This window comes from Ensifer sp. R1-3 (genome assembly GCF_056739175.1).
The window spans coordinates 1,037,142-1,051,921 of sequence record NZ_CP096516.1; the positions used below are offsets into that span (position 1 = coordinate 1,037,142).

Below are 14,780 nucleotides of genomic sequence, written 5' to 3' on the forward strand. Positions count from 1 at the left end.
ATGGCTGCTGAGTCCCACGGCATAGACCTGCTGCCGGTTATCGCCCTGCTTGGAGCGGCCGTCGTCGCGGCTCCGCTTTTCAAACGCATCGGACTCGGCTCTGTTCTCGGTTATCTCGCCGCCGGGATTGCCATCGGCCCCTTCGGGCTTCGGTTGCTCCAGGAGCCGTCATCCATTCTTCACGTCGCCGAATTGGGCGTGGTGATGTTCCTCTTCATCATCGGACTGGAGATGCGGCCCTCGCGCCTCTGGGGGCTTCGCCGCGAGATTTTCGGGCTCGGCATCGTACAGGTCGCCCTTTGCGCGCTGCTTCTGACGGGCGTCGGCGTTCTGACCGGCTTTCCGGTAGCCCCCTCCTTCGTCGCCGGCGCCGGCTTCGTGCTCACCTCGACTGCGATCGTCATGCAGTTGCTGGAGGAACGCCGGGAGATGGCGGCGCCGAAGGGGCAGCGCATCGTGTCGATTCTCCTCGTGGAGGATATGGCCATCGTGCCCTTGCTTGCGCTGGTCGCCTTCCTCGCACCGATCGTGCCCGGAAGCGTTGCCGCGTCCGGGGCGATCGACTGGCTTTCGATCGCGATCGGGCTTGTTACGATTGCAGGCCTCGTCCTCGCCGGGCGTTATCTGCTCAATCCGCTTTTCGGCCTCATTGCAGGCGTCGAAGCCAGGGAGGTGATGACGGCGGCAGCACTGATGGTCGTGCTCGGGTCGGCCTATGTCATGCAGCTCGGCGGTCTCTCCATGGCGATGGGCGCCTTCCTCGCCGGTGTCCTGCTGTCGGAGTCGACGTTCAGGCATCAGCTCGAGGCCGATGTCGAACCGTTCCGGGGCATTCTGCTCGGCCTTTTCTTTCTTGCGGTCGGGATGTCGCTCGATCTCGGCGTCATCGCCCGGAACTGGGCGATGATCCTGTTCTACGTGGCCGCCTACATGGTCGTGAAAGCCATCGTCATCTACCTTGTGGCGCGGCTCTTCAGGGCGTCCAACTGGGAGGCGATCGAGCGTGCGGTTTTCATGGCGCAGGGCGGCGAGTTCGCCTTCGTGCTCTATGCCGCGGCCCTCGGCACCGGCATCATCAGCAGCGAAGAGAACGCCATTCTGACGGCGATCATCATCGTATCGATGATGGTGACGCCGCTGCTGATCGCGGCGCTGCGTCTCGTGGAAAGGAACATTCCGCTCTCGACGGACGGCGTGGAGCGGCCCGAGAACCTCAGCGGCAATGTCCTGATCATCGGTTTCGGCCGTGTCGGCCAGATCGTGAGTCAGGTCCTTCTGACACGAGGTCACGTCATCTCCATCATCGATACCGACGTGGAGATGATCAACACCGCGCGCGAATTCGATTTCAAGGTCTATTACGGTGATGGCAAGCGCCTCGACATCCTCCATGCGGCGGGCGCCGAGCGCGCCAGTGCGATCGTGGTCTGCGTGGACAAGGCGGACGACGCCACGAAAATCGTCGAGCTCATCAAGGCGGAGTTCCCTCTCATCCCGGTTCTCGCGCGTGCCTCTGACCGGCGGCACGCGCTGGATCTCATCACCGCGGGCGCCGATTTCCACATCCGTGAGACGTTCGAATCCTCGCTGGTTCTCGGGCAGAAAGCACTGGAGGCGTTGGGAGCGGATCTGCCGGAGGTCGCCGAAATCATCGAGAAGGTTCGGCAGCGGGACGAGAAGCGGCTCGAGCTCGAATTGGTCGGCGGCCTCTATGCCGGGCGGCCGCTCTTCAGCGGCAAATTGGAGCCGGTGGAGGCCGTGCCGCCCGGCGGTTCGGCGTGAACGAAGCAGAGGCAGCGTCGAAGCCGCGATCCTCATTCCTGTGACCCGCACAGGAATGAGGAAACGAAAGCGGCTACGTTCTACAGCAGGCTCTCGATCATGATCGGAAGTTCATGCACCCGCCTTCCGGTGGCGTGATGAATGGCGTTCGAGACCGCCGCCGACATTCCCACAAGCGCGATTTCACCGAGCCCCTTCACCCCCAGCGGATTGACGATCGTGTCTTCCTCATCGATGAAGTGGGCTTCGATATGCGGCGTATCGAGGTTCACCGGCACGAGATAATCGGCCATGTGCGCATTGATCGGACGCCCGTTGCGCCTGTCGAGCAGCGTTCGCTCCATGATGGCCATGCCGATGCCGCCGATCATGCCGCCGATGCACTGGCTCGTCGCAAGCTTCGGGTTGACGACCCGGCCGACTCCGTAGGCGCCCAGGGCTCGCCTGACCTTGATCGTCTTCACGTCGGGATCGATGGCGACTTCGGCGAAGACCGCGCCGAATGAATGCATCGAATATTTCTGTCCGGTTTCGGCGTCACGGGCGGCAGTCCCCTCCCCGACGAGCGGGCTCTCCCCGCCATAGGACACGAGGTCAGCATAGGTGACGCCTCGATCGGACCGGCCTTTCACGAACAGCATGCCATCGCGCCATTCCAGCGCTTCCGGCGATTGCCCGGCGAGCCCCGCATTGCCGCCGCCTTTTGCCGCAAGCACGGCCGCCTTCGCCTGAAGATCGAGGCATGCGGCTCTGATCGCGGAGCCGACAGAAGCCATGGTCATCGACCCGCCATGGGGCGGCGTCGCCGGAAAATCGGAGCGGCCAAGAGAAAACCGGATTCTCTCGACGGGAATTCCCAGATATTCCGCGGCGACCTGCGACATCGAGGTGTAGGTGCCCGGCCCCATGTCGCTTGCCGCCGCCTCAACCTCCACCGTCCCGTCGGGGAGAAGTCTTACTCGGGCGCTTGCCGGGGCAAACAGGCATGGATAAGAGGCGTTGGCCATTCCATAACCGATCAGAAGGCGCCCGTCCCGCATCGAGCCCGGCTCGGGCGTCCGGCGACTCCAGCCAAAGCGTTCGGCTCCAAGATCGTAGCATTTCAGCATCGATCGGCTGGAGAACGGCACCTGCCGCCCTTCGTCGATCTGCGGCTCGTTGATCCGCCGCAAGTCGATCGGGTCCATCTGAAGCTTATAGGCCAGTTCGTCGACCGCACATTCGAGCGCGTGGATACCGCTCGCCTCGCCGGGGCCCCGCATATAGGTCGGTGTGCTCGCGTCCAGGGGAATGAGGCGATAGCTCGTGCGCACGTTCGGACAGGAATACATGAAGCTCGTCACGGACGTGAGCGCCTCCATGAATTCCTCGTAACGGCTCGTCTCCCCTGCCCCTTCGTGGACGATACCGATGAGCTTGCCGTCGGGCTGCGCCCCCAGGGCGATGCGCTGTAGCGTGTAAGGCCTGTGCCCCGTCGCAAAAAACATCTGTTTGCGGGTGAGCACGAGCTTCACCGGACGGTTGACGTGCCGCGCGGCCAGAGCCGCCAGGGTGACGTGCGGCCAGGTTCTCAGACTGGTACCGAAAGCGCCTCCGATGAAGGGGCAGATCACCTGCACATTCTCCGGCGGAAGCCCGAAGACGGCGGCGATTTCGGCCTGTTCGTTGACCACGAACTGGCTCTTGCTCCAAAGCGTCAGGCGGTCGCCGTCCCAGGCGGCGATGGTCGCGTGCGGCTCCATCGGATTGTGGTTCTCGCGCGCGATGACATATTCCGCCTCGACCTTCACGGCCGCGGTTTCGAGCGCCTTGTCGGCGTCTCCGCGGGCGACATCGGCTTCGGCCCGGGCACCCGGCCGGCGCGCGACCGCCGGGACGACCTGCTCGCCGGCATGGGCATCGACCTGCGGCGGGCGGGCGGAGTAGGTGACCTTGAGCGCGTTGGCCGCATGCTCCGCTTGATCGAGCGTTTCGGCGACGACGATGGCGACCGGTTCTCCGAAGAAGCGTACTTCGGAGCCCTGCAGCACGTGAAGCCGTTCTCCCGCCGGCGGATCGATAGGTCCGCGGTGTTCGTTGTAGGCAAGCCGCTGCGCGTTGAGGTGGCTTATGACAGCCACGACGCCCGGCATTTTCTCAACCGCTGCGCTGTCAATCGATTCTATTCGACCGAGCCCGACAGTACTGCCCACGATGACTGCGTGGGCTTGGCCTTCCTGGTTGAACTCGGCCGCGTATGTGGCCTGGCCAGTGACCTTCAGGCGGCCGTCGATGCGCGACAAGGATTTACCGATAGCCGTCGTCATGCCACATCTCCTGCCATTTCGAGTGCTCGTACGATCGTTGCGGGAAGGAGTTTCACCTTGAATCCGTTGTGGGAGAGAGGACGCGTCTCCTCGGTCGAAACCGCCGCCGCGATCTCGTAGCTGGCGCGGGCGGCGGGTTTTCCCACCAGCGCCTGCTCGACAGCGTTCATGCGCCACGGGCGGGTGCCCACGCCCCCCGCGGCGATGCGGACCTCTTTGATTATTCCGTTCTCCACGTGAAGAGCCGCTGCCGCCGATACGAGCGCAAACTCGTAGGAGGATCGGTCCCGGACCTTCAAATAGCGCGCCTTTCTCGCATAGGGACCGTTTGGAATGTGGACCTCCACGATGAGTTCGCCTGGTTCCAGCGTGTGCTCGAGATGAGGCGTCGACTCCGGAAGCCGGAAGAGCTCCTCTACCGGAATGGTCCGCTCGCCGCGCGGCCCCTTCAAGGAGAGCATCGCTCCCAGGGCGACGAGAGAAACGGCCAGATCGGATGGATGCGTGGCGACGCAGTGCTCGCTGGTGCCGAGAATTGCATGGCCAGCGTTCAAGCCGTCGATTGCCGAGCATCCCGAACCCGGTACGCGCTTGTTGCAAGGCGCGTCCAGCATGCGGAAATAGGGACAGCGGACCCGCTGCAGCAGATTGCCGCCGATCGACGCCACATTGCGGAGCTGCGGCGATGCACCCTCGGTCAACGTCTCCGGGATGAGCGGCTGCAATCTGCGCACATCCTGATTGGCGGCGACCTCGGACATGCGGGCCAGCGCGCCGATGACGATCGCTTCATCCGTGGCCCGGATGTAATTCAGCGGCAGGCGATTGATGTCCACGATCTTTTCCGGCGTCTCCACCTCCTCTCGCATCAAGTCGACGAGGGTCGTCCCGCCGGCAAGATATCTGGCTCCGGCAGCGCCTGCGGCGATCGCTTCGGACTCGCTGGCCGCCCGTTGAAATTCGAAGGGTCTCATGTGCGATCCTCCTTGGCAGCCTGGGCGACGGCCGCAACGATCCCGGGATAGGCACCGCAGCGACAGATGTTGCCGCTCATCCAGTAGCTGATCTCCTCGGCCGAGGATGCATGACCCTCGCTGATGCAGCCGAGCCCCGACATGATCTGTCCCGATGTGCAATAGCCGCATTGAAAGGCGTCATGCTCGATGAAGGCCACCTGCAGCGGATGCAGCGCCTCTCCTTCTGCGACACCCTCGATGGTCGTGATCTTCGCGCCGTCATACATGACGGCGAGCGCCAGGCACGCATTGACGCGCTGGCCGTCTATCAGCACCGTGCAGGCCCCGCACGCACCCTGGTTGCACCCTTTTTTGGTGCCGGTCAGAGAGAGCCTCTCCCTCAGCATATCCAGAACAGACAAGCGGGGATCGACAACCAGCTGATGGACTCGACCATTCACGGTCACTTCCAACGGCAGCGTGTGCGTGGGAGGCGCGGGCGTTGCGGTTGAATCCGCTGCTGCCTCGGCCGGGAGCGGCAGCGCGGCAAATGCCACGGCCCCGGCGGTTGCCTGAAGCGCTTCTCGGCGTGACATGGTAAGACCAGGCGGATGCAATTCTGCTGTTTCGTCAGTCATGAAAGGTCCCCTTCGGCTCAGTAATGGCGAGAGAGAATAGGACGTGCGCCGCGAGTTCACTGTTCCGGTCTTTCGGAATTGTTCGGATGTTGCTGTGACGATCAAGAACTGCGGCGAGAGTCAGCCATCAGCCATCAAACAAGCTGCCGCAAACACAGGCATTGCTGAAGCATTCCGCCGATGAGACCGGTGCAAGATGTCAGAGCCGACGGCGAAACTCGGTCGGTGTGATCCCCACCGCTTTCCGAAAGCTAGCGGCAAAAGCGGATTGTGTTTCATAGCCCACGGCCAGAGCGATATCGTTGACGCGCAGCTTCATATCTCTCAGCAGCGTCTTGGCGTAGGCGATGCGCTGACGAGTCAACCATCCGTATGGCGTCTGTCCGGTGGCCATACGGAAGGCCGTACAGAAGTGGAACCGGCTCAAGTTTACCAGGTCCGCCAGTTCCTGAATCCGGATATCCTCCGCCATATTTTCGCGCATATAGCCGGTGACACGCTTGACCTGCCAACCCGAAAGACCACGCTGCGGTCCAGGCGAGATAGGCATTGAACTTGCGGAATGAGCCCTGAGGAGCTGAAGACAGACAAGGTCGAGGAGCTGATCGATGTACAAGTGGGAGATCGCGTCTCCCGAATTTATCTCGTCATTGATCAAAGCCATGATGGTGAACAGTTTGGGATCGCTGAAGTTGACCCGGTCAAGCAGCTCGGGCTCCCGGCCATTTCCCACCTGATCCGCGCTGGCTAGAAGGCGCTTGTGGCCCAGGAAAATGTTCGAGACCTCGACATGGCCGTCGGCACGCCAAAAGCCACCGTGGCCTCTTGGTGCCAACGTGATCGTCCCCATCGCCGCGGGAGCGGAAATCGTTTGACCGCCGATCTTCACCGAGGCCATGCCCTGCCCGGAGTATTTCGCAGAAAGCACATGGTCCTTCAGCGGCGGCAACTCATACTCGAACGGTTTGTTCCACCACCGGCCGACCAGTCGCGTATCATCCGAAAACACCTCTGCAACAAGGGGTGGCGATAAGCCCCGCTGCAAACGACGGATGTGGGCCGTCGTATCCGCAAGCGCTTTCCCGCCCATGGCTGTCCCCTCTTCTTAATCTGCAGCTAACCCAAGCTTCGCGGATGCTAGCATGCTCGAATATTTGCAAAATATACAGTTTGGTGAAGTGACGGCTCGTGTGGGCGGTAGCGTGTACTTGCACGAGGTCGGATAACGGCTCAGCGTGACACCACTTTGCACATAAGCGCACATCACCACTTTGCCGCAGTCCAACTGCCGCGTCGAGATGCCGTGATCTCTCAAAGTAAGAGTGCCCTGCCCCCTCTCTCCGAATTTTGCACGCGGTGGTGACCCCGGCGCCTTACCGATCCCTCACAGGCTTGCTTTGCACCGGCAGCGTCACGACGAAGCAGGCACCGCCGTCCGGCGGAGATTCGTAGCTGACGGCGCCGCCGTGACGTTCGGCAATCTGGCGCACCAGCGCCAGTCCCAAACCCCAGCCGCCCGCGGCCTCGCTACGTCCCGACGGGCGGTAGAAAGGCTCGAAAACGCGATGCCTCTCGCTATCCGCTATGCCGGGCCCGTGATCGCGGACCCTAAGGATCGCAGCATCGTCTGCCTGCGCGACAGCGGCTGTGACAGGTGGACCGCCGTGGTGCAGTGCGTTCTGCAGGAGGTTGCGCACGAGCCTGCGAAGCAGGCGAGCATCGCATGCGACGATCGCAGGCATTCCGAAAACCTCTACATCGTTGCGCGCGCCCTCTTCCGATACGAGAGCCAGAAGGTCGACGGACTCCAGCGCATCGAGCTTCTCGACGTGGTCCAGCCTGCTTGCCAGCAGGATCTCCTCGATCAGCGTGTCCAGTTCGGAAAGGTTGCGGATGATTTCCTGCTTGCGATCGTCGTTCGGCGCCTGCTCGTAGAGGTCGATCGCCATGCGCAGGCGCGCAAGCGGCGAGCGCAATTCATGGCTGGCATTGGCGAGCAAGGCCCGGTGCGACTTGATCAGCCGCTCGACCTGGTCGGCGGCCCTGTTGAAGCTCTTGGCCACCGCCGCCACCTCGTCGCTGCCGTCCTCCGGCACGCGAACCACGAAATCGCCCTTGCCCCAGGCATCCACGCCCACGCGCAGCCGCTCCAGCCGGCGGGTCAGGTGACGGACCACCGGATAGGCGGCCAGCCCGATGACACCGGCGATCAAAGCCAGGTAGGCGAGCGGATTGCGGCCGGACGGACGCAAGGGCCGCTCCATGCGCGCAGCCACGGTACGGCCGTCGGGCAGTTCGGTCACCATGGTGTGAAAATTGCCCGGGCCGTGGCGCCAAGGCTGGTCGAGAATGTCGCGCGGAATCGGGCTGCCGCCGCTTGCGATCAGCCTGCCGCGCGGGTCGTATACGGCAATGTCGGCATCGAAAGCGCGTGAAAACCGCTCGATGGTCGCCTCGACGGTCCGGTCGTCCATGTCCGGCGGAATGAGCGCGGCGACGAACCGGGCGCGCTGGCTTTGCCAGCCGGATTCCTCCTCGCCCTGCCCGAGCCATACGAATGCGGCGCTGGCGACGGCAACCGCGGCAAGGCTCGCGAGCAGTGTCAGGTAGATTTTCAGGAACAGCCGGCTGCGCATCGCTCTATCTCGTATCGTCCTGATAGCGGGCGAAGACATAGCCGGCGCCGCGCACGGTAATGATGCGCCTCGGATGCTTGGGATCGCTCTCGATGGCCGCCCTGATGCGCGAAATATGGACGTCGATCGAGCGGTCGAAAGCATCCAGCTCCTCGCCCTTGACTGCATCCATCAACTGTTCGCGCGAGAGCGTGCGGCCGGGATTTTCGGCGAGCGCCACAAGCACATCGAACTGGTAGCTGGTCAGCGTACACTCGCGGCCGTCGATCCTGACGGAGCGGGAACCGGGATCGATCTCGAGCCGTCCGAAGCGAAGGGTCCGCGCAACCGCGGCGCTGCCGTTTCGGCGGCGCAGGATCGCCTTCAGCCGCGCCAGAAGCTCGCGCGGATTGAAGGGCTTGGGCAGATAGTCGTCGGCCCCGAGCTCCAGCCCGACGATCCGGTCCGTCTCCTCGCCTTTAGCCGTGAGCATCAAGACGGGGACGTCCGAGACCGCGCGTATGCGTCGGCAGGTCTCGAAGCCGTCGAAATCCGGCAGCATGACGTCGAGGATGACGACGTCAGGGGTGCGGCGCCCGAGTTCGGCGATGCCCGCCGTGGCGGTCGCCGCGGTATGAACGGTGTAGCCATTTCCGGAGAGATAGTCGGAGAGCATGGCGGACAGGCGCGTGTCGTCGTCAACAATCAAGACCCGTTCCGCCATCCCTGCGCTCCGCTCAATCTTCCGCCCGACTCATATTTACCACCGGCCGTGGCCCCTGCGCTTCTTCAAATGCTCGACGAGCTTGGCGCGCTGCTCCGGCGTCAGCACTTCGGCCGCGTCGAGCAGCGCGGTCGTCATCTTGCGTGAGGCCTCGTCAATGGCTGCGATGCGTTCGCTGCGAAGTTTCTCGGCGGCGGCCCGGTCGATGCCCGGCGCGCCCAGGAGTTCGATAACCTCTTCGCGCGTCTCGCGGAAGTCCCGGAACGTCGGCCTGATCTCGGCGCGGGCATCATCGATGATGTCCCAAAGCTTGTCTTCCTGTTCGGGTGTCGCATCGAGCTCGTCGAGCATGGTGCCGATCCGGTGTTCCATAAAGCCGCCACCTCCCATATGCGCGTGCATCACATGGCCGCCCATGCCGAAACGGCCCATGCCGAAGCCGAAATCGTCGCTACGCGCGGCTGCAAATCCGACCGCGCTGACGGCCGCGACGGCTGCGAGGCCGCCGATCGCGGCGTGCCGTCCCCATCCTTTCGAAACGGCTTTGCCGGCGCCCCGGCCCGACAGGTCATTGTCTTCGTTTTCCATTGCCAGTCTCCTTTGCTCCGCAGCACCTGCTGCGATGGAGGAAAGCTAACCGGGCAACGTTTCGACCGTTCTGGGCGAATGTAAAGAAATGTAAAGCCGCGGCGCCGTAGACTGGGGACGCGAGCACGGGCTACAACGATCCGGCACGCTCCGCCGCCGCCTTGGTGACCATTCTCAATCGATCCAGCTCGAGGCACGCATCCGGAAGCGCTCGATGGACGGGCGGCGGCCCGGTTGCGCCGATGACGCCGAGGACCAGGTCCGATATCTCCTGATCCGAAAATCTGTCGCCCATCTTGCGCCGTGCCGCATCGAGGAAGGCCTCGTCGGACCTTTTCAGCCGTAGAGCATGCCTTGGCAGCCCGGCAGCTCTCAGCAGCACGCTCAGCCATTTGCCGTCCCAGGATGGTGCGCTGGCATAAAGCCGGTGTCCGGCCAGCTCACGGATCATTTCTTCGGCGACGAACGCGACAGGGAGCCCCTCCGCGCGAAGCATACCCCTCGATATGCCATGAACTTCCTCGGCTTCGGCGGACCAGTCGGTCCAATCCGGAGCCGGCCGTATCAGATAGGAACGCGAGCGGCCGTCCTGGAAGACCCAGGCGACCTCTATGGGGAAGCTTTTCTTGTTCAGAGAGGACGCTTCGAAGTCCAGGAATACGATCATTCGCGGCCACGTTCCTCCAATGTACCAACGTAATCTAGGTCAGTCCCGCTCGATCGACATGTCCAAGGCGACCTCACGCGATATGTCGGAATGCCGCGCGGGCCACCAGCAGCTCCAGTGGAATGGCGCCACACTTGTTACTCCCATCATCGGCGTTCCGGTGCCAAACTACTTCAAGCCCGACAGCCAGGCCATGGCGCGATCGGGAACGCGCCTCCAGGAGGCGCCAATGCGTACAGATTGCCAAAGCACACAAACTGGAGGTGCCGAGCCATGACGAAACCAATGCACACGCCACCCGTCGTCCCGCCGCAGGCCTGGGAGGCTGCGCGCGAGCAGCTGCTCGTCAAGGAAAAGGCCCTGACGCGGGCGCGCGACGCGCTGGCCGCCGAGCGCCGGCAGATGCCATGGATGGCTGTAGAGAAGGAATATGCGTTCGAAGGCCCGGAGGGCCGTGTCAGCCTCGTCGACTTGTTCGAGGGTCGGCGACAGCTGATCGTCTACCGCGCCTTCTTCGAACCGGGCGTTTTCGGCTGGCCCGATCACGCCTGCAGAGGCTGCTCCATGGTGGCCGATCAGGTGGCGCACCTTGCCCACCTGAACGCCCGTGACACAACCCTCGTCTTCGTCTCGCGGGCACCCCAGGCGGACATCGCCCGGCTGAAGGCGCGCATGGGATGGCAGATCCCGTGGTTTACCGTGACGGACAGCTTCGACGCCGATTTCGGGGTGGACGAGTGGCACGGCACGAACGTGTTCTATCGCGACGGCGACCGCGTTTTCCGTACCTATTTCATCAACAATCGCGGCGACGAGCAGATGGGCAGCACGTGGAATTACCTCGACATCACGCCGCTCGGCCGGCAGGAAGTCTGGGAGGATTCGCCCGAAGGCTATCCGCAGACCCCGACCTACAAATGGTGGAACTGGCACGACAGCTACGTCAAAGACGCCGAGCCGGACAAGAAGTGGGTCGAAGTGTCGGACGCCGGAGAGGCGGCGTTCCGGAACCAGGACTAGCGAGGCCTTAAGGAACATGCCCTCGGAAGGGAGGCCCGCCCCGAGGGCAAGGGCGGGCCCGGTCCATCGCTTAAAAGTCCATGCCGCCGCCGGCCGGAAGCGCCGGTGCGGCTTCCTTCTTGGGCTTTTCGGCGATCATGGCTTCGGTCGTGACGAGAAGACCGGCAACCGACGCTGCGTCCTGAAGCGCGGTGCGGACGACCTTGGCCGGGTCGATGACGCCCATGGCATAGAGATCGCCATATTCGTTGGTCTGGGCATTCCAGCCATAAGAGAACTCCGTCTTCTCGCGCAGCTTGCCGACGATGATCGAGCCCTCGGCTCCGGCGTTTTCCGCAATCTGGCGGACGGGAGCTTCGATAGCGCGGCGCACGAGATCGACCCCGACGCGCTGATCGTGGTTGGCGGTCTTAAGGCCGTCGAGAGCCTTGACCGCCCGCAGCAACGCGACGCCGCCGCCGGGCAGTATCCCTTCCTCGACTGCCGCCCGCGTCGCGTGCAACGCGTCGTCGACGCGGTCCTTCTTTTCCTTCACCTCGACTTCGGTAGAGCCACCTACGCGGATGACTGCGACGCCGCCGGCGAGCTTGGCAAGGCGTTCCTGCAGCTTCTCGCGATCATAGTCAGAGGTCGTCTCCTCGATCTGGGCGCGGATCTGCGCGGTACGGCCCTCGATATCGGCTTTCGAACCCGCACCGTCGATGATGGTGGTGTTCTCCTTCTCGATCGAGACTTTCTTAGCACGGCCCAGCATGTCGAGCGTGACGCTTTCAAGCTTGATGCCGAGGTCTTCCGAAACGACGGTGCCGCCGGTCAGGATGGCGATGTCTTCCAGCATGGCCTTGCGGCGGTCGCCGAAGCCAGGCGCCTTGACGGCAGCAACCTTGAGGCCGCCGCGTAACTTGTTGACGACGAGGGTGGCGAGCGCCTCGCCTTCCACATCCTCGGCGATGATGAGGAGCGGCTTGCCGGACTGGACGACCGCTTCGAGCACCGGCAGCATGGCCTGCAGGTTCGAAAGCTTCTTTTCGTGGATGAGGATATAGGGATCCTCCAGTTCCACGCGCATCTTGTCCTGATTGGTGATGAAATAGGGAGAGAGATAGCCGCGGTCGAACTGCATACCCTCGACGACCTCGAGTTCCGTCTCGGCCGTCTTGGCCTCCTCGACCGTGATCACCCCTTCATTGCCGACCTTCTCCATGGCTTCGGCGAGATAGCGTCCGATTTCGGTGTCGCCATTGGCGGAAATGGTACCGACCTGAGCGATCTCGGAATTCTTGGAGATCTTCCTGGCGTTGTTCTTCAATTCCTTCACGACCGCATCGACTGCGAGATCGATGCCGCGCTTCAAGTCCATCGGGTTCATGCCCGAGGCGACGGCCTTGGCACCTTCCCGGACGATTGCCTGTGCGAGCACCGTAGCGGTCGTCGTTCCGTCCCCGGCAAGGTCGTTGGTCCTGGATGCGACTTCGCGCAGCATCTGCGCGCCCATATTCTCGAACTTGTCCTCGAGTTCGATTTCCTTGGCGACGGAGACGCCATCCTTGGTGATCCGCGGCGCACCGAACGACTTGTCGATAACGACGTTACGGCCCTTCGGACCGAGAGTTACCTTTACGGCATTGGCCAGCACGTCGACACCACGCAGCATGCGCTCGCGTGCGTCGGTCTGGAATTTGACTTCCTTCGCAGCCATTTCTTCACTCCTTGATAGGCAGCTTGTTGACTGTATCTTCGCGTTATCAGGCGGCTATCTTCTCGGCGGCCCGGGCCTCGATGATTCCCATGACATCGCTTTCCTTCATGATCAGGAGATCTTCTCCGTCGATCTTGATCTCGGTGCCGGACCACTTGCCGAACAGGATGCGGTCGCCCACCTTGACGTCGAGCGGCTGGATCTGACCCTTTTCGCCGCGCGCGCCGGGACCTACAGCGAGGACTTCGCCTTCCTGGGGCTTCTCCTTGGCAGTGTCGGGGATGATGATGCCGCCTTTGGTCTTCTCTTCGGACTCGACGCGGCGGACGAGAATACGATCATGAAGCGGTCGAAACGCCATGTTTTCCTCCATGGACAAACATTGATGATCTTGTTCCCCATCCCGGACCGGATGACCAATCCGGACGGGTGCGAAGCCTCGTTCGAGCACTTCGCGCGGGATGATCTGGTTGGGCTAAAAATGGATTTCAAGAGGCCCCGGCAAAAAAATTAGCAGCGCTTCGAGGCGGCTGCTAACAGACTGGAAAGGAACCCGAATTTCGCTGTGACGTTAAGGTCATGCCGGGGCGCCCGCGCAAGATCAGCCGGGAGCCGGCGAATGATATGTAACGGAGATGAAGCATGCGATTTTCATCGGATCTCGAGCGCCAGCTCAACGGTTACGGTCTCACAACCGCGCATATCCTCTACCGCATTCCCGATTTCGAATCCGTCCTGCAGACCTATGTCTGGCAGGATTACGACCTCGCACCTGAATTTCCCCAGATGCGAAAGTTCCTCGATTTCTGGCAGACTAATCTCGACGGGCCGCTCCACTCCGTGCGATTCACCCACAAACGGCTGATCGGCCCGAACGAGTGGCGGCAGGTGGATGGCGAATTCAACATTCACTGAGTTTCGGCGTTAAAGGACGCTTGCGTCTTCCCGCTCCGGCTGCTGCGAGATGGATGATGGCGCTTGTCCTCGCCCTCGTTTCTGTGCTTGTCACAGAGATCCAGCAGCGCCGCGTCTGCGGGGCAGGGAGAGTTCTTTCAGACCAAGGACTTGGTCTGGTTGGATACCTGTGACGAGCACAGGGATGAGGAAATCAAACAGTCGCGGCGGGTATCCCGAATCTCAACAGGCCCTAAGTCGGCTCCGCCAGTAATGCCCAGAATGCCAGTAGCGGCGTGTCGACCGACCGCATTGCGTGCCTGATGCCCGGCTCGTTGTAGAACGAGCCGCCGAGGCCCGGTGAAAACCATTCTCCCTCCCCCTGCCGGAATTCTCCCTTCGACAGAACGAGATAGACCTCCTCAGGCGCGTGCTCATGGTCCGGATAACGCACATGCGGCGCCATCAATGTAACTCCGAGCCAGACGTCCCTGCGCTCTTCGAGACCGCCAGGTCCGACGATCATCGCGTTCGCATGGCCCTCGAGGAAATTCGCGCTCGCGGAACCGTCGCAACCGGTGCGCCGGCGCCATGCGAGAAAGGGCTCGACTGCCCTGAACCGATCGATCAGACGTCGCAGCGGCTCGTGTTCCGTTTCGATGGAGAGCGCCGGCTCAAGGTGGGAACACACCGGCAGGCGGCTTCCGTGGCCCCGCCTTTCCACACCCGGCACCTCGAGCGCAGAAGAAATCTGCAGGATCGAGCGGCGCGATTGCGGAGCCTGCGCGAAATGATCGAACGCTTCAAAGGCACTGTCGATGAACAACTGAAGGGCATCGCTGCGAGGTGACATTGATAGGTCCTTCTAGGAGTGAAAAGGTCTGGGGACCT

Annotated in this window: 14 protein-coding genes; 3 read left to right on the forward strand and 11 right to left on the reverse strand. The window is 62.6% G+C overall.

The annotated features are described in order from the left end of the window. Entirely contained in the window at positions 1-1,782 is a 1,782-nt protein-coding gene (locus M1D43_RS22055) for a monovalent cation:proton antiporter-2 (CPA2) family protein (protein ID WP_010975839.1), read from the forward strand. Positions 1,783-1,862: 80 nt separating this feature from the next. Here the strand turns inward: M1D43_RS22055 and M1D43_RS22060 are convergent, their stop codons facing one another. From M1D43_RS22060 to M1D43_RS22095, 8 genes are all read right to left on the reverse strand, one after another. Further along, positions 1,863-4,088, reverse strand: coding sequence for a xanthine dehydrogenase family protein molybdopterin-binding subunit (locus M1D43_RS22060; RefSeq protein WP_014527132.1), 2,226 nt, complete (start codon positions 4,086-4,088; stop codon positions 1,863-1,865). Beyond that, positions 4,085-5,062: an FAD binding domain-containing protein gene (locus tag M1D43_RS22065; protein ID WP_010975841.1), complete on the reverse strand. Its 978-nt coding sequence runs from the start codon at positions 5,060-5,062 to the stop codon at positions 4,085-4,087. Before M1D43_RS22065 ends, M1D43_RS22060 begins: the two co-directional genes overlap by 4 nt. Then, on the reverse strand, positions 5,059-5,682 hold the full coding sequence (locus M1D43_RS22070) for a (2Fe-2S)-binding protein (protein WP_010975842.1): 624 nt from the start codon (positions 5,680-5,682) through the stop codon (positions 5,059-5,061). Before M1D43_RS22070 ends, M1D43_RS22065 begins: the two co-directional genes overlap by 4 nt. 199 nt (positions 5,683-5,881) lie before the next feature. Beyond that, the gene (locus M1D43_RS22075) at positions 5,882-6,772 is read right to left on the reverse strand and encodes a helix-turn-helix domain-containing protein (protein WP_010975843.1); all 891 of its coding nucleotides are present in this window, start codon (positions 6,770-6,772) and stop codon (positions 5,882-5,884) included. Between the two features lie 283 nt (positions 6,773-7,055). Further along, a complete protein-coding gene (locus M1D43_RS22080; protein WP_014527131.1) occupies positions 7,056-8,318 on the reverse strand; it encodes a HAMP domain-containing sensor histidine kinase in 1,263 nt (420 codons plus the stop codon). Between the two features lie 4 nt (positions 8,319-8,322). Further along, positions 8,323-9,021, reverse strand: a complete 699-nt coding sequence (locus tag M1D43_RS22085) for a response regulator (protein ID WP_013850612.1) — start codon at positions 9,019-9,021, stop codon at positions 8,323-8,325. Positions 9,022-9,057: 36 nt separating this feature from the next. Beyond that, on the reverse strand, positions 9,058-9,609 hold the full coding sequence (locus tag M1D43_RS22090; RefSeq protein WP_010975846.1) for a Spy/CpxP family protein refolding chaperone: 552 nt from the start codon (positions 9,607-9,609) through the stop codon (positions 9,058-9,060). Between the two features lie 130 nt (positions 9,610-9,739). Further along, on the reverse strand, positions 9,740-10,276 hold the full coding sequence (locus M1D43_RS22095; RefSeq protein ID WP_013850611.1) for a 3'-5' exonuclease: 537 nt from the start codon (positions 10,274-10,276) through the stop codon (positions 9,740-9,742). 273 nt (positions 10,277-10,549) lie between these two features. Between M1D43_RS22095 and M1D43_RS22100 the strand changes: the two genes are divergently transcribed. Next, positions 10,550-11,296 carry a DUF899 domain-containing protein gene (locus M1D43_RS22100; protein ID WP_014530360.1) on the forward strand — a complete coding sequence of 249 codons (747 nt, stop codon included), beginning with the start codon at positions 10,550-10,552 and terminating at the stop codon, positions 11,294-11,296. Positions 11,297-11,366: 70 nt separating this feature from the next. Here the strand turns inward: M1D43_RS22100 and groL are convergent, their stop codons facing one another. Both groL and groES read right to left on the reverse strand, forming a co-directional pair. Continuing rightward, complete coding sequence (gene groL, locus M1D43_RS22105) at positions 11,367-12,995, reverse strand: chaperonin GroEL (RefSeq protein WP_014527129.1); 1,629 nt, start codon at positions 12,993-12,995, stop codon at positions 11,367-11,369. Positions 12,996-13,041: 46 nt separating this feature from the next. Continuing rightward, the gene (groES, locus tag M1D43_RS22110) at positions 13,042-13,356 is read right to left on the reverse strand and encodes a co-chaperone GroES (protein WP_013850608.1); all 315 of its coding nucleotides are present in this window, start codon (positions 13,354-13,356) and stop codon (positions 13,042-13,044) included. 281 nt (positions 13,357-13,637) lie between these two features. Here groES and M1D43_RS22115 point away from each other — a divergent pair, with 281 nt between their 5' ends. Then, positions 13,638-13,910: an usg protein gene (locus M1D43_RS22115; protein WP_013850607.1), complete on the forward strand. Its 273-nt coding sequence runs from the start codon at positions 13,638-13,640 to the stop codon at positions 13,908-13,910. A 232-nt stretch (positions 13,911-14,142) separates the two neighbouring features. On the opposite strand, the gene M1D43_RS22120 is transcribed toward M1D43_RS22115, so the two are convergent. Then, entirely contained in the window at positions 14,143-14,742 is a 600-nt protein-coding gene (locus tag M1D43_RS22120; RefSeq protein WP_010975853.1) for a dimethylsulfoniopropionate lyase, read from the reverse strand. Positions 14,743-14,780: the final 38 nt, after the last annotated feature.

What these genes read in the sequence shown, in the direction of transcription:
- M1D43_RS22120 (WP_010975853.1), bottom strand. Translation starts at nt 14,742, where the DNA reads ATGTCACCTCGCAGCGATGCCCTTCAGTTGTTCATCGACAGTGCCTTT.
- M1D43_RS22070 (WP_010975842.1), bottom strand. Translation starts at nt 5,682, where the DNA reads ATGACTGACGAAACAGCAGAATTGCATCCGCCTGGTCTTACCATGTCA.
- groL (WP_014527129.1), bottom strand. Translation starts at nt 12,995, where the DNA reads ATGGCTGCGAAGGAAGTCAAATTCCAGACCGACGCACGCGAGCGCATG.
- M1D43_RS22100 (WP_014530360.1), top strand. Translation starts at nt 10,550, where the DNA reads ATGACGAAACCAATGCACACGCCACCCGTCGTCCCGCCGCAGGCCTGG.
- M1D43_RS22095 (WP_013850611.1), bottom strand. Translation starts at nt 10,276, where the DNA reads ATGATCGTATTCCTGGACTTCGAAGCGTCCTCTCTGAACAAGAAAAGC.
- M1D43_RS22065 (WP_010975841.1), bottom strand. Translation starts at nt 5,062, where the DNA reads ATGAGACCCTTCGAATTTCAACGGGCGGCCAGCGAGTCCGAAGCGATC.
- M1D43_RS22080 (WP_014527131.1), bottom strand. Translation starts at nt 8,318, where the DNA reads ATGCGCAGCCGGCTGTTCCTGAAAATCTACCTGACACTGCTCGCGAGC.
- M1D43_RS22075 (WP_010975843.1), bottom strand. Translation starts at nt 6,772, where the DNA reads ATGGGCGGGAAAGCGCTTGCGGATACGACGGCCCACATCCGTCGTTTG.
- M1D43_RS22055 (WP_010975839.1), top strand. Translation starts at nt 1, where the DNA reads ATGGCTGCTGAGTCCCACGGCATAGACCTGCTGCCGGTTATCGCCCTG.
- M1D43_RS22090 (WP_010975846.1), bottom strand. Translation starts at nt 9,609, where the DNA reads ATGGAAAACGAAGACAATGACCTGTCGGGCCGGGGCGCCGGCAAAGCC.
- M1D43_RS22060 (WP_014527132.1), bottom strand. Translation starts at nt 4,088, where the DNA reads ATGACGACGGCTATCGGTAAATCCTTGTCGCGCATCGACGGCCGCCTG.
- M1D43_RS22115 (WP_013850607.1), top strand. Translation starts at nt 13,638, where the DNA reads ATGCGATTTTCATCGGATCTCGAGCGCCAGCTCAACGGTTACGGTCTC.
- groES (WP_013850608.1), bottom strand. Translation starts at nt 13,356, where the DNA reads ATGGCGTTTCGACCGCTTCATGATCGTATTCTCGTCCGCCGCGTCGAG.
- M1D43_RS22085 (WP_013850612.1), bottom strand. Translation starts at nt 9,021, where the DNA reads ATGGCGGAACGGGTCTTGATTGTTGACGACGACACGCGCCTGTCCGCC.